Here is a 20,386-nt window from a genome sequence, read left to right as displayed (position 1 = left end):
TAAATGGCTAAAGTAACAGGTCTTGTTTATATCAGCTTGGACGGTACTAAGCTGCATTCGGAAAAAGGTGCCGAAATTGACGTGGGCGGCGCGTCGAAAGAAGCTCAGATGTCGGTACACGGTTTTGTAGGACACGCAGTAGATGAAATCAAGCCGGGTGTGATTACCGGCACCCTGATCCACACATCGGATATTGATGTGGTCGCTCTACAGGCATGGACAGGGAACGCGTTGTTCGAAACAGACAGCGGCCAGCGTTATCAGGTGCGAAATGCCGCCGTTACCGGCACGCTTACTCTCGCCGGAAACCGTGTGAAAATAACCATTTCCGGCCAGCCCGCCCAGTTGGTTTAGTGGTGTTGGTGCTCTAATTTGCCGCCCTTTGTGGCGGCCTTTTTACGCCTGTAAAAAATATTTTTAGAATAAGTGGTATTTTTGGGAGATATATGGTATTTTGCGCGCATAAATAAGAACGGGGATAATAATGGATAACCGACAAACTCACCAACTAAATGATATTTATGATGAACTTATGGGAAGCCGCAAAGCGTTTGAGGGAGTGCAAGCCTTGTTAGCCGGTAGCAATTCGTCGAAAGTTGACACGGAAATGCTTTCCCAGCTCATAGGAACATGTAATAACCGATTGAAAGATGTGGAAGCACGTTTCAGCGGTATTATTCGTTCGTAAGTGATTATTTTTTCGAGAAGGCCGTCTGAAAATTCAGACGGCCTTGTTTGCATATAGGCGAACAGCCTCGTTGATAATTGCTGCTTGAGACTTTCCTGTTTTTTTTGCCAGCGCTGTAATTAATTCGATCGTTTCTTTTGGCAGCTTGTAGCTTTTTGCCTTTACTCCCCTTTTTTCATCGCTGCGTTTTTGGATTTCATTGGGTGATAGTGCCATTTTGAGCCATCCTTGATTTTTTAATTTAATGGTTGTATATTTGATGGAAGCGGGGGAGATGCACCTCCCCCTGTCTGGTACTACGTTACCATGCCTGAGCGTTTATCAGGAGTAGTAACACCAGAACGATTACTTTGATGAATGCACTCATCGGGTAATCCTTCCTTGATAAGCCCTGCTTCGGTAGGGCTTTTCCCGTTGTTGGCCATCCCCAACAGTTATTATTATAGGTGTACCTATAATAATTTGCAAGCACTTTTTATCGACAGGCCGTCTGAACAACAGACGGCTTTTTCATTGCTAAAAATCCCACTGTTTTACCCTCTCAAACAGCCTGAAAATAAAGGCTGTTTTTTTATTTTTGTCTGAACATAACCCACGGAGAACGTAAATGCGTACACAAGTAGTAACCCTGAAGCATGGTTTTAAAGTAGCCGGTGAATATCTAAAAGACGTTGTACTGCGCGAACCGCGCGTCAGCGACATGATTCAGGCTGAAAATCTTGTTCCTAACGGTGGGAATATCGCTTTCCGTACTGCTTTATTGGCAACCTGTATCGATAAAGTGGACGGATCAGACCTGCCTGTAACGGTGGCGATGATCGGAGAATTGAAACTGGGTGATTACAACATTTTGGTTGAGGCGTTCGGTCAGTTGGAAGCCGAGGGAGAAGATGAAGCAAAAAAAGAGTAAGGCTGTTGCAGGCTGTTTTGCTGTTGGCAGGACATACCGGTTGGAGTGAAACGGAAATATTAAATCTCCCCGAATGGCGGTTTTATGCGTATCTCGATGAATTAGTGAAGTTGAAAGGTGTTGAATGAAAACAAGTCATGAGTTGTTCGTGAAAATCACGGCACGGGCTGACGGGGTGAGCATGGCCTTTCAACGTGCCGCTAATGATACGAAACGATTTTCAGACGGCCTGAACCGACTGGGTAACAAAAGCTATTTCGGACGTTTGATTTCCGACCTGCGGAAAGTGCGCGAAGAAAGCAGAGCGGCCTGGAAGCAGATGAGTACGCTTGAAAAGACGCGACACCGTATGCGGCAGGCGGGAAGTATTGCAGCCGGTGCAACGGCAGCGGCGTGGGTTTTGAAAGAGCCGGTTAAAAAGACGATGGATTATGACCGTCGTCTAGCCCACTTGGTCAATGTTGGTTACTCCGATCTGGCTGTCGGGGAGCGTATTGCCAATAAAAGTACCATTGATGCAGTTATTCAGGAGGCAGTTAGAAAAACAGGAGCGAAAAGGGATAACGCCATCGGAGCCGCTGAAAATATTTTGGCGGCCAACAGCAACATCAAACTTTTAAAGCCTGTTTTGGAAACTTCTTTAAAAGGTGCGGTTGCGCTTGATGCCGAAGCATCGGATGTCAGCCAGATTCTTCTCTCAGCCAATAAGAGCATGAAAATTGCGGCAACCGATTTTGAACGGGCACTGGATATAGTCACTTCTTCGACGGGGTTGGGCAATTTTGAGGCTGATGCATTGGCGCGGCATTTACCGCAGCAAATGTCTTTAGCTGCCAACGTTTTTGGCACAGATTTGCAGGGTTTGAACAAGCTGGCTGCGTTGAACCAAGTGGCAAGGGTAAATGCGGGCAATTCGGATGAAGCAGCAAATAATGTAGTCAATATTTTGCAAAAGCTGACATCAGCCGATACGAAATCGAGTATTGAAGATGCTTATAAGGATAATTTGGGCATCAAGAATTTCTCATTGGATGATGCTTATGTCAAAGGCCATCTTGCAGGAAAAGACAAGATGCAAGTCTTTGACGAAGTGGTATCAAGGCTTTTTACCGAAGATAAAAAATCCCAAAAGATTTTGGCTCAAATCGACAAGTTGCGTAAATCAGGGCAAACCGAAGATTCAATATATGAGGCCATTCATTCCACAATGGAAGGTTCTGCGATTCAAACTGTTTTGAGAGACCGACAGGCATTATTCGGGTATTTGGCGTGGAAAAATAATAAATCGATGTATGACGATATTGTCAGCGCCGGCGAAAACTCACAATGGGCCTTAGATAAAAATTTCTCGGTTATTAAAGATACAAACTCGTGGAAAGCTGATGCAGGAAAAAATGAATGGGAAATCGCTACGCAAAAAGCATTCGGCCCTTTCAACGATGCACTGGGAACGGCAGCACAAGTTGTTACGAACTTCTCACAATCATTTCCTAATGCTGCGGCGTTGGGAACCGGGGCGGGATACACGGCGGCGGCATTGGGTGCGGCTGGCGTTACCGGTACTGTAACCATGAAAGGAATAGGCGGTGGAGCAGGAGCCGTAAAGGCGGGCGGGCAAGCTGCGGCAAATGTAGCAGGCAAGGCTGCCGGTTCGCTTTTTTCATTAAAAAATCTGTTTGGCGCAGGGTTGCTGTTTCACTCGGAACAACTCAACAAAGGCGAAAATGAACTGCTGTCAATCCTACACAAACAGCACAAAAATCCTAATAAGGACAGCGGGGTAGATTCAAAGCGTTTGGCAATGGGAATAGGTCCGGAAGTGGGCAAACAGGCGGGCGAGGCTATTAATCAGGCAGGTCAGGCAGCGGCCCAAAGTTTTCAGCAGGCGGGCGAGGCTATTAATCAGGCAGGTCAGGCAGCGGCCCAAAGTTTTCAGCAGGCGGGCGAGGCTGTGACGGCATCTAACAATGCGGTTGGGCAAGCTCTGATTGCTCAGGTAGGACAAACCAAAATTCAAGGCCAAATCAATGTATCTGTAACGGCATCACCCATGCTCAATGTTCAGACATCGGCCGTGGGCAATAACAACACCACGTTGAATGTGGGCAAAACCAATACGGGAGCGAAATAATGGCTTTGCGCGAAGCGTCGTTTAAAGGCGCGAAATTTCACGTTGAAGAAACAGGCGGCAGATTCGGCCGCCGTACTGTTTTGCATCAATATCCATTCCGTGATGTGCCCTACGGCGAGGATTTAGGACGGGCGGCACGCCGTTTCGACATTACAGCGTTTTTTATCGACGCCGCCGAATATCAGGCGTTTGTGGATGCGTGTGAAAGCGAAGGGGCGGGCACGCTGATTCATCCTTTCTATGGAAAGGCATTTGTACAGCTTGAAGATACCGCCGATGTCCGTTTCCCGAGAGCCGAAGGCGGCAGATACTCGGTGCAGGTTTCTTTTGTGGAAGCAGGCGAAAACACAGAGCCGGACGCGCAGGAAGATGCGGGAGGTTTGTTGGATTCTGCCGTTGACGATGCGCTGGATTTGGTCGGGCAAGAGTTTGCCGTTCAATGGCTGAAAGAAGTGGCCGGCTTTCTCGATGTGGCCGAAATCAGACTTAATCAGGTTTATCAATTTATCGAGGGCTTTCTTGATGCGGACGATTTGTCCAAGTCACAGCTATCACGCTTGACGACAGGTTCGCTCGTGGCAAAGCCTTTGGAGTTGTTTGCACGAATTAAAAGTTTAATCCGTATGGCGATATTTAAGGCTAAGCCTTTTTCAATACGAAATGAAACCGGATACACGATAGCGGCTTACCCAGCTTTTCAGACGGCCTCACGCCCGCAAACAAACCTGCTGACTACGTTGCGCGGCGGCGCAGTGCGTGCCGATTGGGCGGTGAATACCATCGAAGCGGATTTGCAGGCACTCCCACCAAGCCTTGCCGATATGGTCAGACAGACAGCCGTATTAGAGCAAGTTCGACAGTTGGCCTTTGCCGAATACGATGGGAAGGCGGATTTGATTAAAGACCGTGCGCGCGCTTTGGCCGCATTGGAAGCGGAAATCACGATTGCTCCGTCTGCCGTGTTCCGAGTATTGGAAACGGCAAGAACACACGCAGTGGCGGCGGTGGAAGCGCGTATCCCTACTTTGCGCGAAATGAAGGTGCTGGAAACCAAAACCACCATGCCTGCGTTGGTGCTCGCATGGCAGGTTAACGGCTCGATTGAGGCATACGCCGATATCGTTTCCCGCAACAAAGTGCGGCATCCCGGCTTTGTGCCGCCCGGAAGAGTGGAGGTAATGCGCGATGGCCAATAACTGCACTCTACTGGTCAACGGCATGATTTACGGCGGCTGGACGAGTATCAGCATTCAGCGAGGGATCGAGCAGCTTGCCGGCAGTTTCTCACTGCGTGTTACCGAGCGATGGCCGGGCGTGGTTGAAAGCCGACCGATTAAAAAAGGCGATGTGGCCGTGGTGAAAATCGACGGCGAGGCGGTGTGCACAGGCTATGTGAACCGCACCCGAATCGGTTTTGACGACCAGAGCACATGGTTTGACGTGGAAGGGCGCGATAAGACGGCCGATTTGGTGGACTGCTCGGCCATCTGGAAAAGCGGCCAATGGCGCGACAGCTCCGTGAAACAGATTGCCGCCGATTTATGCAGCCCGTTCGGCATTTCCGTGGTTATTGGCAAGTTGGCCGAAAAGGCGGCGGCTGAAAAAATCGCCAGTTTTGCTCTGGAAGACGGCGAAACGGTGCAAGACACGTTAGAACGGCTGCTACGCATGCAAGCGCTGATGATGTGGACAGACGGCCTCGGCAATCTGATTATCAATCTGCCCGAACAAACACCCGCACAAACGGCGCTTGTTCAGGGCGAAAACTTGCTGCAAGCCGAAGCCGCCACCGATGAAACCGAGCAATTTGCCCAATACACCGTGAAAGGCCAAGCCCGCGGCGTGCACAACGCGAAAGGCGAAGCCGCCGACGGCACGGTCAAACGATACCGACCTCTGGTTATCCTTGCCGAAGACCACGGCACCACCCCCGTCAAACGCGCCAAGCATGAGCAGACCATGCGCGAAGGCAAGGCCGACACCGCAAGCGCCACTGTACAAAGCTGGCGGCAAGGCGGTGACAAAGGCGGCTTGTGGCTGCCCGGTTTACGGGTCATGGTCAACGCGCCTTATCTGCATAAAGTCAACGACGAGATGATTATTGCGGAGTTGGAATACCGTAAAGACGAAAACGGCACCGTAACCCGCCTGCAACTCACCAACCCCAAAGCATACGACCGTTTGGCCGAACAACCGCCCAAAAAGAAAACGCCTGCCAAGCGGAAAAATTCAGGCCGTCTGAAAAACCAAACAGGAGCCAAGCCATGAATCCATTGCAGAAAATGCGCCTGATGGTGGCGCGCGGCGTGGTTAAGCTGGTTAAAGATGCCGGCTTGCAGCTGATACAGGCCGATTTACTGGCCGACGAAACCCGCGACGGCGTGGAGCGCATACAAAACTACGGATACAGAGGGCATCCGCCGCAAGGCAGCACCGTCGCAGCGGTGGCGGTTGAAGGCAGCCGCGATCATTTGGTGGTAGTGGCCTGCGAACATCCCGACTATGTGCCGAAACTCGACAGCGGAGAAACAGCGATGTATTCGATGTTTGGCCAGCTTTTCAAGATGGACGATCAGGGCAACGTTACCTTGATTTGTAAGAATTTTAAGATTGAGGCCAGCGGCGACGTTACCACCACGGCCAAAAACGTTACCACTACAGCCGACGGCAACGTCAAAACACAGGCTGGCGGCAATGCCAGTATCACCGCCACCGGCGGGGCGAGCATGAGCGGCGGCGCCGGCGCAACCATAACAGGCGGCCTAACTGCCGACACCATAGATGCAGACAGAGTAACCGCCAACGGCGTGGACGTAGAAACACATACACATAAAGGCGTTTTGACAGGCGGAGACAATACGGGAGCGCCAAACAAATGACAAAACTGGTACTGGATTTGAACAAGGGCATACCGTTTAATCTGTATGAAAATGAAATCGTTGGCGCGGTGATTTTAAGCCTGTTTTGCGATGCCCGCGGCACCGAACAGGACGGCACCATCGGGCGCGGTTGGTGGGGCGATGCCTTGACTGATCGCGACGAATGGGGCAGCAGGCTTTGGGAGCTTGAACGCAGTAAAGAAGTATCCGAAACCCTGCACCGCGCCGAAGATGCCGCTAAAGATGCCCTGCGCTGGATGATTGATGACGGCATCTGCGAGAGCATCAGCATCACGGCCTATTCGCCGCGCCGCGAAATATTGGGGCTGATGATCAAGCTGGATAACCGCCGTTTTGATTTGGAATTGCAACATGCCTTATGACACCGAAAGCCTTGCCGAATTAAACCGCCGCCTGCAGTCAGAGCTGCCGCTCTCAGGCAGCGGTGAAGTGCTTCGCCGCAATCTCTACACGCCGTTTTCGCGGGCGTTGGCCGGAGCGGTGCACGGCTTGCACGGGCATATTGAGTGGCGTGTAAAACAGATGTTCCCGCAAACCTGCGATGATGATGTGCTCGAAACGCTGCATGCGCCGTTGTGGTTGGGTTCGGGCCGTCTGCCCGCCGTACCCGCCAGTGGCAAGGCCACGATTAAGGGCAACCGCGGCGTATCCATACCGAAAGGAACATTACTCAACCGACGCGACGGCGCGTGTCAATTCCATTCCAAAACTGAGCCACAGTTGTGGTCTAAAATTGAGCCACCCTATGAGCGGTGTTTCATCCGGTAAGAATCATTGCCCGTCTCAAAAATATCACAGCAATAAGTCAGGCGGTCCAGTAAAGCACCCGTCATCTTTTCATCCATAAACAGTTTCACCCATTCGCTAAAGGCCAAATTGGTTGTCATGACAACACTCGTCCTTTCATGCAGTTGGCTCATCAGATGAAACAGCAGCGCACCGCCTTTCTGACTAAACGGCAGATACCCCAACTCATCAAGAATCAACAAATCGTACCGACATTGCTGCTCGGTCAGTTTCAGACGGCCTTCGTCTTTGTCTGCTTCCAATTTGTTGACCAAGTCCAGTACATTCCAAAAACGTACCCTAAATCCTTGTGTCGCCGCTTCGATACCCAATGCTGTGGCAATATGCGTTTTGCCCGTACCCGGTCCGCCTACCAACACCACATTACGCTTCTGTCTGATATAGTCCCCGCCCAAAAGCAGTTCCAATGCCGGACGGTGTATCAAACTCTGCTCAAAATCGAAGTCGGCCAAACTGCGGTGTTGCGGAAACCTTGCCTGGCTAATCCGGTTTTGGGTACTCCTTGCGGTTTTGGCTATATGTTCGGCAGTCAACAACCGCTCCAGAATATCCAGCGTACCCCGTTTGCGACGGATGCCGTCCACTACGATTTCATCCCACTGCTCCGCCATCGCACCGAGTTTCAATTCTTTCAACAGTCCGGCCAGACGTTCATGCTGCATGATGCTTCTCCTTCATCGTATCCGTTTGTTTGCCCGACAGACTCAGTAAGCGGTCATAACGGCTGCAATCAACTGACGGCGGGACGGTAAGCGGGATGTCCCTAATATGGAAACGGGGTGGAGGCGGTTCTTTCAGACGGTTGATGATGTTCAAGACTGCCTCCGGAGTCGGCATACCTTCGTCCAATGCCAATTCCGCTGCCGTCAATGCCAAGTCGGCATCGTATTCGGCCATCAGGTTCAGCAGTTTGACCATTACCCGGTCTCCTTTGGGCTGCTTAAGCAAACAGGCTTTCAGACGCTCTATGACGGGCGGCAGTACCCAGCCGATAAAAGCCCTGCCGTCTCTTAACGCTCCGGGTTTCTTTTGCAGATAGGGCAAAAAATGCCAAGGGTTATAGCTGATGCCGTCTTTCACAAAGCTGCGCGGATGTTCGGCAATACAGTCGGTATCGCTACAAAAGCGGACGGTCTGTGCGCCGATATAAACCCTAACCGTATTGCCCGCCCATTCGACCGGTACGCTGTAACGGTGGCGTTCGACGGTAACCAAAGATTGGTTGCTGACTTTGAGTATCTCCAAACGTTCTGCCGGATAGGGACGGAAAGCAGCCAACGAATGCTTCTCCCTTTCCCATATGTCGTTAACCGGCTGCCTGTATTCGGGATGTTTGTGCTGCCGCATCAGCCGCAGGCATTGCTGTTGCAGGTAGTCGTTGAGAGAGGTAAAGGAATCAAAAGCCAAAGTCGGCTTGAACAATCTTTCGCGCAGGTGGCGTATCTGCCGCTCGACCTGGCCTTTCTCCCAGCCGGAGGCCGGGGTACAGGCAACCGGTTCAATGAGAAAGTGGGTCATCATCTGTAAAAACTGTGCGTTAAACTCTCTCTCCTTACCTTTGCCGATTCGGGTAACGGCGGTCTTCATATTGTCGTAGATACCGCGGGCAGGTACGCCGCCGAAGAAAGCGAATGCGCGGTTGTGCGCATCCATCAACATATCAGCTTTCTGATTGGGATAAGCACAAACGAAAAAAGCCCTGCTGTGGCATAAGCGGAAATGAGCGATATTTACCTTAACGGTCTGTCCGGCCAAACAAACGGTTTCGATACTCCAGTCAAACTGATAAGCATCACCCGGAGCAAAAGCCTGAGCCATAAAGACCGGAACCGGCTTGGGTTGGTGCTGTTGGCGGAATTTGCGGATAAATACGGCAACGGCACTGTACTGTCCGGCATAACCGGCATCTTTGAGGCGTTCGAAATGTCGACGGGCAGAAAGGTGTTGCTGTTTGGGCAGCCGGGCTTCTTGGAGCAACTGTTGGGTCAACACGTCAAGAAAAGGACCGAGCTTGGGGTAATGGGTTTGTTCTCTGCGGTAGACGGGGGGTTCGACTGTGGCGTGCTGCAGATATTTGGCGACTGTATTGCGGGAGAGTTTGAGTTGTTTGGCGATTTCACGTTGTGAGAGTTTCTGTCGGTGAAAAAGCCGGTGCACTTTTGCGATGGTTTCCATGCATAACATCCAGGTTGGGCTCCGCTGTGTGATAGAGCGGAGCAGTTTATAACAAACGGAGAGTGGCTCACTTTTGGAGCACAACTCCCCGTTTCCCTGGCTCAGTTTTGCACGATATTTAACACCGCATATTTCGTGCCTGCGGGAGTTTTATACCTATGCTGCACAGATACGCCTTATTCCCGGCAATATTTCAGACGGCCTGTCTTATCCCAAAACGGGGCGGCCGCTGCCGCGCGTAATGACCTTAGACAATGCCGAAAAACTTATCTGGCAGCCCGATTTGGGCACGTTTGAGGGCATTCGGGATGCGGCCATCATCAGCATATTAATCGGCTGTGGCTTGCGTATCAGCGGCGTTGCCGCCCTGAACCGTAGCAACCTGATAACGGCCATCGATCAAGGCGACCCGCGCTTGATGATCCGCACTACCGAAAAAGGGGAGAAAACTCGCCAGCTGCCGATTCCAAGAGAAACCGAGATGCTGATAAGGGTTTACCTAGAGCACCCCATGCTTCACAGTATTGATACCCTGTTGCCCGATGGCGACCATGTGCTATTCGTTACCACCGGCAACCGCAACTGCCCGGCCTACCTTTACCACGGAGAGCGCCGCCGCTTCACTACCCGCGGCCTGCGTAAGATGATGCGTAAACACGGCGAAGCGGCGGGCATTGATACCGCTCAACTTCACCCGCATGCCATCCGCCATTTATTCGGCACTGAATTAACCGAGAGCGATGTTAATCAGGCCGTTACACAAGACCTGATGGGGCATGCCGACCCGCGCAGTACAAAAATCTATACCCACTTGGCTACCCGAAAACTGTTCCATGAAATCGATAGAGCAAATCCGCTCTCGAAAATCAAATCTCCCGTCAGCGGATTGTTGGGTCATTTGGGTAAAACGTAAAAAGGATTCTTTCGGGTTCAATTGGTTCCTACAAAACATAGTAGAGGAACCCTTACCCTTACGCCCCGTAATGGTCTTGATGGTTCTTCAAACTGACCTTAATATCGGGCTAAATCAAATAGGTTCCTACAATTAGGTAACTTCGCACTTCGACAAAAAGCGAAGTATCACCACAAAAACACAAGCATTACAGGAGCGTTAAAGCAATGGAAAAGCGAAGTAGTAAAGCTGAAACTGCACGGCTTGAAGGGGTGGGGGTTCGGCAGACAGACAACAGCCCAGCCGCTGGGGGAGGTGGGTACCTAGAAATCTACACTTTTTCTGAACTCCCTATTAGGCCGTCTGAAAAAAATCGCGCGGCTTCGCCGCCTGAAAAAGACCCCCGCTTAAACCAACTGCGAGAAATCGGTCTGAACCATATTTGGCAGGAAGTTGCCGCCGCGATTGGTTACGACAATTTCATCAAAATGTGGCAAATTTTGGATTCTCACGAAGAAATCAGGCGACCAGACGGAGGGATTTTGACGACGCTTCGCGCATTCCGCGCCCAAAAGCGTTACCAGCGCGACCGTTTTGGCGTTTTGATCAAGCAATCATATGGAAATTGCGAATCTGTGAAGCGATTAAACGCGCAGATGGGCGAAAAAGTTGGCAGTTCACACATATCGCGTGTGGCAGACAGGATTAAATTAAATAAATGAAGACGGCAATTATTTATGCGCGCGTGAGTACCGCGCGTCAAGCCGACGAAGGTATCTCAATAGACAGCCAAATCGAGCGCAGTATGAAAAAAGCGGCAGATTTGGGGGCGAATGTATTAAACGTATTTCGGGATGAAGGTAAATCGGGAAAATCTGACCGGCGTCCAGCTTTTCAAAGCGCAGTGCAATATTGCACGTTTGAAAAGGTAGATTATTTTATTGTTTGGAGTACGAGCCGATTTGCGCGGAATAAAATTGACGCAGCTAGCTACAAGCGGTTGCTTGAAGGAGTTGGCACTCGGGTGGTTTATGTGTCTATGGACATTGATAACCGCACCGATGAAGGCTGGTTTAGCGAGAGTTTGCTTGAAATTATGGATGAGCACTACTCTCGACAGATCAGCCGTGACACCAAGCGCTCAATGATGAAGAATGCCGAAGAAGGTTACTGGAATGGTGGCTTTGTGCCGCTTGGTTTCCAAACGCAGGCTGTGGGAAAACGCAAAAAGTTAATTATTAACGAGCAGGAAGCGCCTATTGTGCGTGAGATTTTCAGACGGTATCTTGCTGGTGAAGGAACAAAAGCAATAGCAATGGAGCTGAACAGGCGTGGATTGAGTTTGCGAAATCGACCATACAGCAAAGATAATATTCGGCTTATATTGGGCAATTATGTTTATATTGGGGTGAGTGTTTTCAACCGTACTACAAATCGGAAACCAAACCCTGAAAGTGAATGGGTTATGCACGAAACACACGATGGAATTATCGACAAGGAAGCATTTAAGGCTGCCCGTGCGAAATTGGCTGAAGGCAGAGAGACAACGGGGAAAGGCAGCCCGTTGAGCCAGCATGTGTTCACGGGCTTATTAAAGTGCGGGAAGTGCGGTTTGGCAATGCGGATAGAAACTGCAACAGGAAGAAGCCGCACATACAGCTATTACAACTGTTCAGGAAATCAGAAAGGACACGGATGCAGTTCGCGGCGTATTGATGCAGATAAATTCGACCCCTATTTGCTAGAAGTGGTAATGGACAAGGTATTGCACGCTGACGTGGTGGCCAATTTCATAACGGAAGCCCAGCAGATGTTTCTTTCCAAGCGCAGCGAGCGGCAGCCGCGTATTGACTTAATACAATCGGAATTGCGCGATATCCGCGGCCGTCGGAAATCGTTGTACGATATTTTAGAGAAAATGGGCACCTCTGCGCCTAATATCGATGAAATGCTTGCGCGCGCGAAGTCCTATACAGACCGTGAGAATTTATTGCTTGAAGAGCTTGAGAGCATCAATAACGAGCCTGAATACGAGCCGATCAATGATATTGACTTGAAAAATGCGGTAAACGTATTGAAAGGGGTGATTATGAAGTCGAAGTCACCTGAGAAAATCCGTGCTATGCTTCAGCACTTCATTGAGCGTATTGACGTGAACGATGATGAAATTATGATCCACTATCGTCCAGAGTTAATTATCAAGGAAAAATGCCCTGAACCAAATGTGGTTCAGAGCATTGATAGTTGGCTCCCCGACCTGGGCTCGAACCAGGGACCTGCGGATTAACAGTCCGTCGCTCTACCGACTGAGCTATCGGGGAAGAAGTCGGCATTATAGCTTGGATTTTATCTGCGTCAATACTTTTGTTAGCCTTATGGCATGAAAAAAGATTAATGGTATGAATTGTAATGAAATTTATTTTGGAGCAGGTTTGAGGCCGTCTGAAAAAAAAACAAACCCTGCCGGGAATGCAGGGTTGTTTTTTCAGGGTAACGTTTAACAGCAGCGTCCGCCGTTGCTGCCGCTACGGCGTTTGCTGCAGTAATCCTGAAACTGCAATTTCGTCATCACGGGTGCATTGGGATTATGTTTGCGTTGGCGGGCAACGTAGTTTTCATAATCGGGCATGCCGGCCATCAGGTTGGCGGTTAGGCGTGCTGTTTTCAAAATGCGCTTGATGCGTTGCAGAATATTATGACTCATTGTGTTGAACCTCGTTGCGGTACACGGCAGGGACTTCTTTTGCTGTCGGCCAAGCCACCTTGCGGGCTTTCAGGGCGACGCGCAAGCCGTATACGGCCACAATCACGACTACAGAGAGGAAGATAACGGTTAAGCCTGAGTTGACGTAGTCGTTGAAGGCGATACGACTCATTTCTTCCATGTTTTTGGCCGGGGCTAAAATCTCACCGCGCGCAGCGGCATCTTTGAATTTGGCTGCGTGTGCCAAGAAGCCGATTTTGGCGTCGCTGTGGAACAGTTTTTGCAGGCTGGCATAACAGGTAACGAATAGTACGCCGAGGGCGGGAACGAGGGGAACCCATACATAGCGTTCTTTTTTCATTTTTACCAATACGACGCTTACCATAATCAGTGCGACACCGGCCAGCATTTGGTTGCCGATGCCGAACAGCGGCCATAAGGAGTTGATGCCGCCCAGAGGGTCGGTAACGCCTGTGTAGAGGAAGTAGCCCCACAGAGCGACGGCCATCAAGGTGGCGGTCAGGTTGGCGGGTAATGAATCGGTATTGCCGAAAGGTTTGACGAAGATGCCGCCCAAGTCTTGAATCATGAAGCGTGCCACGCGTGTGCCCGCGTCTACGGCGGTCAGAATGAACAGGGCTTCAAACAAGAGGGCGAAGTGATACCAGAAAGCCATCATGCCGGGGCCGGAAATGAGTTGGCTCATGATGTTGGCCATGCCGACTGCCAGAGTGGGCGCACCGCCGGCACGGGAAAGAATGGTGTTTTCGCCTACATCTTTTGCCATGTTCAGCAGGGTGGCTTCTTCAACGGGGAAGCCCAGTTGGTTGGTAATCACTTGGGCGGCGTTGGCGGCATCGGTGCCGATCAGGGCGGTGGGGCTGTTCATGGCGAAATAAACGCCCGGGTCAAGCGAAGCGGCAGCGGCCAAAGCCATGATAGCGACAAAGCTTTCCATCAGCATGCCGCCGTAGCCGATCATGCGGACATGGGTTTCGTTTTCCACCATTTTGGGGGTAGTACCTGAAGAAATCAGGGCATGGAAGCCTGAAACTGCGCCGCAGGCGATTGTGATGAACAGGAAGGGGAAGAGTTTGCCTGAGAATACGGGGCCGGTGCCGTCGATAAACTTGGTTACGGCAGGCATTTGCAGGGTAGGTCCTACGATGACGATGCCGACAGCCAAGGCGATGATGGTGCCGATTTTCAGGAAAGTGGAAAGGTAGTCACGCGGGGTAAGCAGCAGCCAAACGGGCAATACGGCAGCGATAAAGCCGTAAATCATGATCGCCCAAGTCAGCTGAACGCCGTCTAAGTCGAAGAAATGGGCAAAAGAGCTGTGTGCCACATCTTCGCCGTAAATGATGGCCAGCATCAGCAAAATGAAGCCGACTACGGAAATTTCGCCGATTTTGCCGGGGCGGATGTAGCGGGTGTAGATACCCATAAACAAAGCGATCGGAATGGTGGCGGCGATGGTAAACGTACCCCACGGGCTGTGTACCAGTGCTTTTACCACGATCAGTGCCAATACGGCCATGATGATGACCATAATCATCAGAATGCCGATAGAGGCAATCACGCCGGCGGTGGTGCCGAGTTCTTGTTTGACGATGTCGCCCAAGGATTTACCGTCGCGGCGCATGGAGACGAACAGCACCATCATATCTTGTACGGCACCGGCGAAAACCACGCCGAAGATAATCCACAACGTGCCGGGCAGGTAGCCCATTTGGGCGGCCAGCACGGGGCCGACCAGCGGGCCTGCGCCGGCAATCGCGGCGAAGTGGTGGCCGAACAATACGCCTTTGTGCGTGGGAACATAGTCCAAGCCGTCGTTATGGCGCTCGGCCGGCGTCAGCCGGTTGGGATCAAGCTCTATAACGTTTTTGGCGATGTACAGACTGTAAAAACGATAGGCGATGCAGTAAACGGAAACGGCGGCCGTAACCATCCATACCGCGCTTACTTGCTCGCCTCTGTGGATGGCAAGCGTGGTAAAAGAGGCCAGGCCGACCAAAACCACGATGCCCCAAATCAGAAACGTTTTGAGATGTTTCATAATGACCTCGTCAGTTTGTTGAGATAAAAGCTATTGTCTGGTTGCGTTTATCGGTTGGCGGAGAAGCGAGCAAGATCAAGACGGCGTGTATGAAAGCTGCCGCAAACATGAGATATGGGCCAGAGACGGAATGCTGTGCCGCATACGCCCGTTTCATTGTTTACGACAACTTAAAAACCAATGCCGGTCTTGTGTAAATTATGGTTGTGCAACGTGAACAATCGTTGCAAGGGTAGCACAGTTCCTGCCATGAGCATATGCGGGCGGGGCGGAATGCCGATATGCATTGAGCAAAATCAAAGTATTGCTGTAAAAAAAAGCGTGTTTCGCAGCGGCTTTCGCTGTTGTACACGCTCGTTATCGGATAATAATTTTGGTTATATGCGTTACGGTGGAATTATGTTGCCGTATTCATCAGGCGCAAGGCTTTCAGACGGCCTTCATGGGGCAGGTAATCGGCCAAACCGATAAAGCTGCCGTCTTCCACGTAAATCCGCAGGGGGGTGTCGGCGGATAAGTTGGGGGTGTGGTATTCGGGTTGGCGGCCGAATTTGAGCATTTGTACGGCTCCGTCGGGCAAGGTAAGGCGCGGCAGATGCTTGACCAAAACATCACACGGCAACAGCAGGGCATCGCGTTCGGCTTCGCTTAAGGCTTGCAATGTTTCCAGCGTATGTGCTTCGTTTATGGAAAATCCGGCGGTTTCCGTGCGGCGCAGGGCGGTCAGGTGGGCGAAGGTATGGATGTGTTTGGCGATGTCTTCGCTTAATGTGCGGATGTAAGTGCCTTTGCTGCAACGCACGTCGATCACGGCTTCGGGCGCGTGGAACGAAGTTATATCAATGGTGTAAATCACAATGTCGCGCGGTTTGCGTTCGATCACAATGCCTTTGCGCGCATATTCGTAAAGCGGCCTGCCTTCGTGCTTCAGTGCGGAAAACATCGGCGGCACTTGGCGGATAGGGCCGGTCAGTGCTTGGCAGGCCGTCTGAAAATCTTCGGCGGAAATGTCGGCACGGCCTGTGGCGACGACTTCGCCTTCGGCATCTCCGGTTGAGGTTGCCTCGCCGAGTTTGAGTGTGGCGGTGTAGGCTTTGTCGGCATCCAGCAGATATTGTGCAAACTTGGTGGCCTCGCCGAAACACACGGGCAGCAGGCCGGTGGCGAGGGGATCGAGTACGCCGGTGTGCCCGGCTTTTTCGGCGCGGTACAGGCGGCGGGCTTTTTGCAGGGCGGTGTTGCTGGACAGGCCTTGCGGTTTGTCGAGCAGCAGCACGCCGTTGACGGGGCGTTTTTGCGGTTTGGACGGCTGGTTCATATCGGTTGGCCAAAGGTTTGAGGCCGTCTGAAAAATTTTCAGACGGCCTGCGGTGTTTAGTCTTCAACGGGCTTTTCTGCCGCTACTTTGTCGATAAGGTGGGAAATGCTCATGCCGCGTTCGAGCGATTCGTCGTATTTGAAATGCAGCTCGGGCGTTTTGAAGAGCTTGATGCGTTTCGACAACTCGGTGCGCAGATAGCCTTTGGCGTGTTCGAGCGCGTCTTCGGTAATTTCGCGGGTGCTGTCGTCGAGCACGGTGTAGTAAACCGTGGCGTGGCTGTAATCGCGGGTTACGTCCACCTCGTTAATGGTGATAAAGCCTGCGCGCGGGTCTTTGAGGCCGGTGCGGACAAGTTCGGCCAGCTCGCGCATGATCTGTTCTTTAACACGGTCTTGGCGGGCATAGCCGCGTTGTGGTTTTCTCATGGTCTTCCTTGATAATCAATGATGCCGTCTGAAAGCATTTCAGACGGCCTGAGATAGGTTAAGGCGTGATTATACTGGTTTTGCAGTGCGCGGTCAGGAAGAGTGTTGTGCGGGAGTGTGTAAATGCCGATTGGCCGGCAGAGGTATATACATTGAAGTATGGCGTTCACAAAAACGGTGATGCCGTCTGAAAGCGGTTTCAGACGGCATGGTCTCAAATGTAAAAGGCTGCTGGTTAGAAGGTTACACGCAAGCCGGCAGCGATCTCATTTCTGTGAATTTTCACATGCTGGAATTTGCCCCAGTAGTTATAACGGTAACCTACGTCCATCACGGCTTTTTCATTGAGCTTGAAGCCAACACCTGCCGACACGCCTGCGCCCAAGCCGCTTTTCTTCTTATGGAAATGAACCGTTTTGCCCACTTGCGGCAAGGTTTTCTTGATGCGGACATCAATGCGGTTGTGCGCCAAACGCGCACCTACATAAGGCTTCACTTTGTCGCTCAATGGAAAATCATAGGCGGCGGAAAGCCCCGCGCTGTTGAATCTGACTCTGCCTTCATCGCGATATTTCAGCTTGATGTTGGTTTTGATCTTTTTAGTCAGCTTCAATTTATAGTTGAACGTTCCGCTGCCGGAAAAGTGCAGCGGCTTGTAGTGGGTGTAGTCAACGCCGATACGGAAATGATTGCCGAAATCGTATCCGACGGTCAGGCGGGGGCTGAAACTGTTTTTTGAATACGCCAAATTTTTATTGTTTTTGATGTTTATTTGGCTGAGTGCAGCCTCAGGTTGCACAAAAATACCCGATTCTGAGAAAGCGGATACCGATGAAGTGAGAAAAAATACCGTTAAGAAAATTTTCCTTTTTATAATAAATCCTGTTAATATTATTTTAATAACTAATTGTTTTAAAAAAGAAAATTATATGATAAAAGCATTATATAGACAAATTTTTATTTATTGGTCATGTTGGATATAACCAATCTTTCTTACATTAAAACCAAGCATTCTTTCCTTTTTTCAGACGGCCTCGATACAGTATCGGCATCACAACAATAAAGCCGAGGAACATTCATGACCGCCGCCGACCCAAGAGCCAAACTCCCCGACGCCCCGCTTGCCGACAACGAACGCTTGAAAGACCAAAGCCGCTATCTCGAAGGCACGATTAAAGACGACCTTTCAGACGGCCTCACCGGAGGCTTTAACGGCGACAATTTCCAACTGATCCGTTTTCACGGCATGTATGAGCAGGACGACCGCGACATCCGCGCCGAACGCGTGGAGCAGAAACTGGAGCCGCTGAAAAACGTGATGCTGCGCTGCCGTTTGCCCGGCGGCATCATCCAACCCGCGCAATGGCTGGGCATCGACGAATTTGCCACCGAACACACGCTGTACGGCTCCATCCGCCTTACCAACCGCCAAACCTTCCAATTCCACGGCGTGCTCAAAGAAAACATCAAACCCATGCACCAATGGCTGCACAAGCTCGGTTTGGACTCCATCGCCACCGCCGGCGACGTGAACCGAAATGTGTTGTGCACCAGCAATCCCGTTGAAAGCGGGCTGCACAAAGAAGCCTACGAATGGGCGAAAAAAATCAGCGAGCATCTGCTGCCGAAAACCCGCGCCTATGCCGAAATCTGGCTGGACGGCGAGAAAGTCGAATCCACTGAAATCACCGAACCGGCCCCGCTGAAAGAGGCGGTGAAAAGCGGCGACGCCACCGAACCCGTACTCGGCAAAAACTACCTGCCGCGCAAGTTCAAAACCACTGTCGTGATTCCGCCGCACAACGATGTCGATTTGCACGCCAACGATTTGAACTTCGTGGCCATCGGTGAAAACGGCAAGCTGGTCGGCTTCAACGTATTGGTGGGCGGCGGCCTGTCGATGGAACACGGCAACACCAAAACCTATCCCAACACCGCCAAAGAATTCGGCTTCGTGCCGCTGGAAAAAACGCTTGATGCCGCCGCAGCCGTGGTTTCCGTGCAGCGCGACTGGGGCAACCGCAGCGACCGCAAAAACGCCAAAACCCGCTACACACTCGAGCGCGTGGGCGTGGACGTGTTTATCGAAGAAGTGGAAAACCGCATGGGTGCGAAATTCGAACCCGTGCGCCCGTATGAATTTACCTCGCGCGGCGACCGCATCGGCTGGGTGCAGGGCGAAGACAAAAAATGGCATCTCACCCTGTTTATCGAAAACGGCCGCCTGCTCGATTACCCCGGCAGGCCGTTGAAAACCGGTATGCGCGAAATCGCCAAAGTCCACAAAGGCGACTTCCGCCTTACCGCCAACCAAAACCTGATCGTGGCCAACATTGCCCCGCGCGATAAAGCCAAAATCGAAGCCATTGCCCGCGAACACGGCTTGATCAGCGATGCCGTTACCCTGCAGCGCGAACACAGCATGGCTTGCGTGTCGCTGCCGACCTGCCCGCTGGCGATGGCCGAAGCCGAACGCTTCCTGCCGCAGTTCACCGACAAACTGGACGCGCTGTTTGCCCGACACGGTTTGCAGCAAGAACATATCGTGCTGCGCATCACCGGCTGCCCCAACGGTTGCGGCCGCGCCATGATTGCCGAAATCGGCTTGGTCGGCAAAGCGGTAGGCCGCTACAACCTCTACGCCGGCGGCAACCGCGAAGGCACGCGCATTCCGCGCTTGTTTAAAGAAAACATCACCGAGCCGGAGATTTTGGACATCATCGACGGCTGGCTGGGCGAATGGGCAAAAGGCCGTCTGAACAACGAAGGCTTCGGCGACTTTGCCGTGCGCACCGGCATCGTGAAGCCCGTGTTGGACGCGCCGCGCGATTTTTGGGCGGCGTGATTCGAGAATTTGGCTGTACATTGGAGGCCGTCTGAAAAGGTTTTTAGCGAAATTCGCAAGGCTTGCTTTCAGACGGCCTCAACACTTTGTAAGGTCGGTAGGGGTTTTGTTATAAGGTCGGTGGGGGGTGAAATTCTTGTTTTTCAGGGGAAATCCGTAGGGGCGGATTACATATCCGCCCGTGCATGGGCAATAGATATTGAAGTAGCCAACGGTTTGATTTTTTAGAAAGCAAAATGGGGTGGAAGCTGTTTTGCATCATCCGCAAAGCCTGCTTTGGCGAAACTCACAAAGTTCGTTTTGGCGAAACTCACAAAGTTCGTTTTCAGACGGCCTCAAGCTTTTTAAAGCCCGGCTTCGGCTTTTCTGTATGCCAAAGTATCGTTTTTTATCCCCGCCCGACCATATATATAACCAAACACCATAAGCAAAGCAAAAACCATTCCTTTGGCTGCGGCATAAACCGTTTTAATATTTTCGACAACCGAAGCGGCAGCCGGACTGCCGATGACAGTCACAAGGAAAC

The 20,386-nt window shown here is 51.4% G+C and carries 22 protein-coding genes and 1 tRNA gene; 13 read left to right on the top strand and 10 right to left on the bottom strand.

Going from position 1 to position 20,386, the window contains the following annotated elements:
• Positions 1-3 precede the first annotated feature (3 nt).
• Positions 4-354: a phage tail tube protein gene (locus LVJ85_RS08280; RefSeq protein WP_244738750.1), complete on the top strand. Its 351-nt coding sequence runs from the start codon at positions 4-6 to the stop codon at positions 352-354.
• Positions 355-484: 130 nt separating this feature from the next.
• Positions 485-688 carry a hypothetical protein gene (locus tag LVJ85_RS08275; RefSeq protein WP_244738747.1) on the top strand — a complete coding sequence of 68 codons (204 nt, stop codon included), beginning with the start codon at positions 485-487 and terminating at the stop codon, positions 686-688.
• A gap of 33 nt (positions 689-721) precedes the next feature.
• On the opposite strand, the gene LVJ85_RS08270 is transcribed toward LVJ85_RS08275, so the two are convergent.
• Positions 722-904, bottom strand: a complete 183-nt coding sequence (locus LVJ85_RS08270) for a ribbon-helix-helix protein, CopG family (protein WP_244738744.1) — start codon at positions 902-904, stop codon at positions 722-724.
• 391 nt (positions 905-1,295) lie between these two features.
• Between LVJ85_RS08270 and LVJ85_RS08265 the strand changes: the two genes are divergently transcribed.
• From LVJ85_RS08265 to LVJ85_RS08235, 7 genes are all read left to right on the top strand, one after another.
• Positions 1,296-1,598: a phage tail assembly protein gene (locus LVJ85_RS08265; protein ID WP_085359564.1), complete on the top strand. Its 303-nt coding sequence runs from the start codon at positions 1,296-1,298 to the stop codon at positions 1,596-1,598.
• 124 nt (positions 1,599-1,722) lie between these two features.
• The gene (locus LVJ85_RS08260; RefSeq protein ID WP_244738742.1) at positions 1,723-3,729 is read left to right on the top strand and encodes a phage tail tape measure protein; all 2,007 of its coding nucleotides are present in this window, start codon (positions 1,723-1,725) and stop codon (positions 3,727-3,729) included.
• A complete protein-coding gene (locus tag LVJ85_RS08255) occupies positions 3,729-4,925 on the top strand; it encodes a DNA circularization protein (RefSeq protein ID WP_244738739.1) in 1,197 nt (398 codons plus the stop codon). The genes LVJ85_RS08260 and LVJ85_RS08255 overlap by 1 nt, the downstream gene beginning before the upstream one ends.
• Positions 4,915-5,997 carry a phage baseplate assembly protein gene (locus LVJ85_RS08250; protein WP_244738736.1) on the top strand — a complete coding sequence of 361 codons (1,083 nt, stop codon included), beginning with the start codon at positions 4,915-4,917 and terminating at the stop codon, positions 5,995-5,997. Before LVJ85_RS08255 ends, LVJ85_RS08250 begins: the two co-directional genes overlap by 11 nt.
• Positions 5,994-6,608, top strand: a complete 615-nt coding sequence (locus tag LVJ85_RS08245) for a phage baseplate assembly protein (RefSeq protein ID WP_085359572.1) — start codon at positions 5,994-5,996, stop codon at positions 6,606-6,608. The genes LVJ85_RS08250 and LVJ85_RS08245 overlap by 4 nt, the downstream gene beginning before the upstream one ends.
• Complete coding sequence (locus tag LVJ85_RS08240) at positions 6,605-6,991, top strand: phage GP46 family protein (RefSeq protein WP_244738733.1); 387 nt, start codon at positions 6,605-6,607, stop codon at positions 6,989-6,991. Before LVJ85_RS08245 ends, LVJ85_RS08240 begins: the two co-directional genes overlap by 4 nt.
• A complete protein-coding gene (locus LVJ85_RS08235) occupies positions 6,981-7,397 on the top strand; it encodes a baseplate J/gp47 family protein (protein WP_244738731.1) in 417 nt (138 codons plus the stop codon). Before LVJ85_RS08240 ends, LVJ85_RS08235 begins: the two co-directional genes overlap by 11 nt.
• Here LVJ85_RS08235 and istB read toward each other — a convergent pair.
• Both istB and istA read right to left on the bottom strand, forming a co-directional pair.
• The gene (gene istB, locus LVJ85_RS08230) at positions 7,373-8,101 is read right to left on the bottom strand and encodes an IS21-like element helper ATPase IstB (RefSeq protein WP_306424952.1); all 729 of its coding nucleotides are present in this window, start codon (positions 8,099-8,101) and stop codon (positions 7,373-7,375) included. The two genes, LVJ85_RS08235 and istB, sit on opposite strands and share 25 nt — an antisense overlap.
• Positions 8,088-9,620, bottom strand: a complete 1,533-nt coding sequence (gene istA, locus LVJ85_RS08225) for an IS21 family transposase (protein ID WP_182073206.1) — start codon at positions 9,618-9,620, stop codon at positions 8,088-8,090. Before istA ends, istB begins: the two co-directional genes overlap by 14 nt.
• Before the next feature lie 64 nt (positions 9,621-9,684).
• On the opposite strand from istA, the gene LVJ85_RS08220 reads away from it, so the two are divergent.
• The 3 genes from LVJ85_RS08220 to LVJ85_RS13460 all read left to right on the top strand — a co-directional run bounded on the left by LVJ85_RS08220 (position 9,685) and on the right by LVJ85_RS13460 (position 12,790).
• Positions 9,685-10,524 carry a tyrosine-type recombinase/integrase gene (locus LVJ85_RS08220; RefSeq protein ID WP_244738728.1) on the top strand — a complete coding sequence of 280 codons (840 nt, stop codon included), beginning with the start codon at positions 9,685-9,687 and terminating at the stop codon, positions 10,522-10,524.
• A 206-nt stretch (positions 10,525-10,730) separates the two neighbouring features.
• A complete protein-coding gene (locus tag LVJ85_RS08215) occupies positions 10,731-11,225 on the top strand; it encodes a hypothetical protein (RefSeq protein WP_244738726.1) in 495 nt (164 codons plus the stop codon).
• On the top strand, positions 11,222-12,790 hold the full coding sequence (locus LVJ85_RS13460; RefSeq protein ID WP_370686954.1) for a recombinase family protein: 1,569 nt from the start codon (positions 11,222-11,224) through the stop codon (positions 12,788-12,790). The genes LVJ85_RS08215 and LVJ85_RS13460 overlap by 4 nt, the downstream gene beginning before the upstream one ends.
• On the opposite strand, the gene LVJ85_RS08210 is transcribed toward LVJ85_RS13460, so the two are convergent.
• The 6 genes from LVJ85_RS08210 to LVJ85_RS08185 form a co-directional block, all read right to left on the bottom strand.
• Positions 12,749-12,824 (bottom strand) — tRNA-Asn (locus LVJ85_RS08210). The genes LVJ85_RS13460 and LVJ85_RS08210 overlap by 42 nt on opposite strands.
• 176 nt (positions 12,825-13,000) lie before the next feature.
• Entirely contained in the window at positions 13,001-13,207 is a 207-nt protein-coding gene (locus tag LVJ85_RS08205) for a YbdD/YjiX family protein (RefSeq protein ID WP_244738723.1), read from the bottom strand.
• Positions 13,197-15,269 (bottom strand): carbon starvation CstA family protein, encoded by a 2,073-nt coding sequence (locus LVJ85_RS08200; protein ID WP_244738717.1) that lies wholly within the window; start codon positions 15,267-15,269, stop codon positions 13,197-13,199. The genes LVJ85_RS08205 and LVJ85_RS08200 overlap by 11 nt, the downstream gene beginning before the upstream one ends.
• A 397-nt stretch (positions 15,270-15,666) precedes the next feature.
• Positions 15,667-16,587 carry a tRNA pseudouridine(55) synthase TruB gene (gene truB / locus LVJ85_RS08195; RefSeq protein WP_244738713.1) on the bottom strand — a complete coding sequence of 307 codons (921 nt, stop codon included), beginning with the start codon at positions 16,585-16,587 and terminating at the stop codon, positions 15,667-15,669.
• A gap of 56 nt (positions 16,588-16,643) precedes the next feature.
• Positions 16,644-17,015, bottom strand: coding sequence for a 30S ribosome-binding factor RbfA (rbfA, locus tag LVJ85_RS08190; protein ID WP_085363010.1), 372 nt, complete (start codon positions 17,013-17,015; stop codon positions 16,644-16,646).
• 235 nt (positions 17,016-17,250) lie between these two features.
• Positions 17,251-17,877 carry an opacity family porin gene (locus tag LVJ85_RS08185; protein WP_255733909.1) on the bottom strand — a complete coding sequence of 209 codons (627 nt, stop codon included), beginning with the start codon at positions 17,875-17,877 and terminating at the stop codon, positions 17,251-17,253.
• A gap of 216 nt (positions 17,878-18,093) precedes the next feature.
• Between LVJ85_RS08185 and cysI the strand changes: the two genes are divergently transcribed.
• Positions 18,094-19,860: an assimilatory sulfite reductase (NADPH) hemoprotein subunit gene (gene cysI / locus LVJ85_RS08180; RefSeq protein ID WP_244738703.1), complete on the top strand. Its 1,767-nt coding sequence runs from the start codon at positions 18,094-18,096 to the stop codon at positions 19,858-19,860.
• 344 nt (positions 19,861-20,204) lie between these two features.
• Here the strand turns inward: cysI and LVJ85_RS08175 are convergent, their stop codons facing one another.
• Positions 20,205-20,378, bottom strand: coding sequence for a hypothetical protein (locus tag LVJ85_RS08175; protein ID WP_244738698.1), 174 nt, complete (start codon positions 20,376-20,378; stop codon positions 20,205-20,207).
• Positions 20,379-20,386 lie beyond the last annotated feature (8 nt).

Source organism: Neisseria sp. Dent CA1/247 (assembly GCF_022870825.1).
Taxonomy (GTDB): domain Bacteria; phylum Pseudomonadota; class Gammaproteobacteria; order Burkholderiales; family Neisseriaceae; genus Neisseria; species Neisseria zoodegmatis.
Note: the sequence above shows the minus strand (reverse complement) of the source record. Positions and strands in the feature narration are given on the sequence as shown.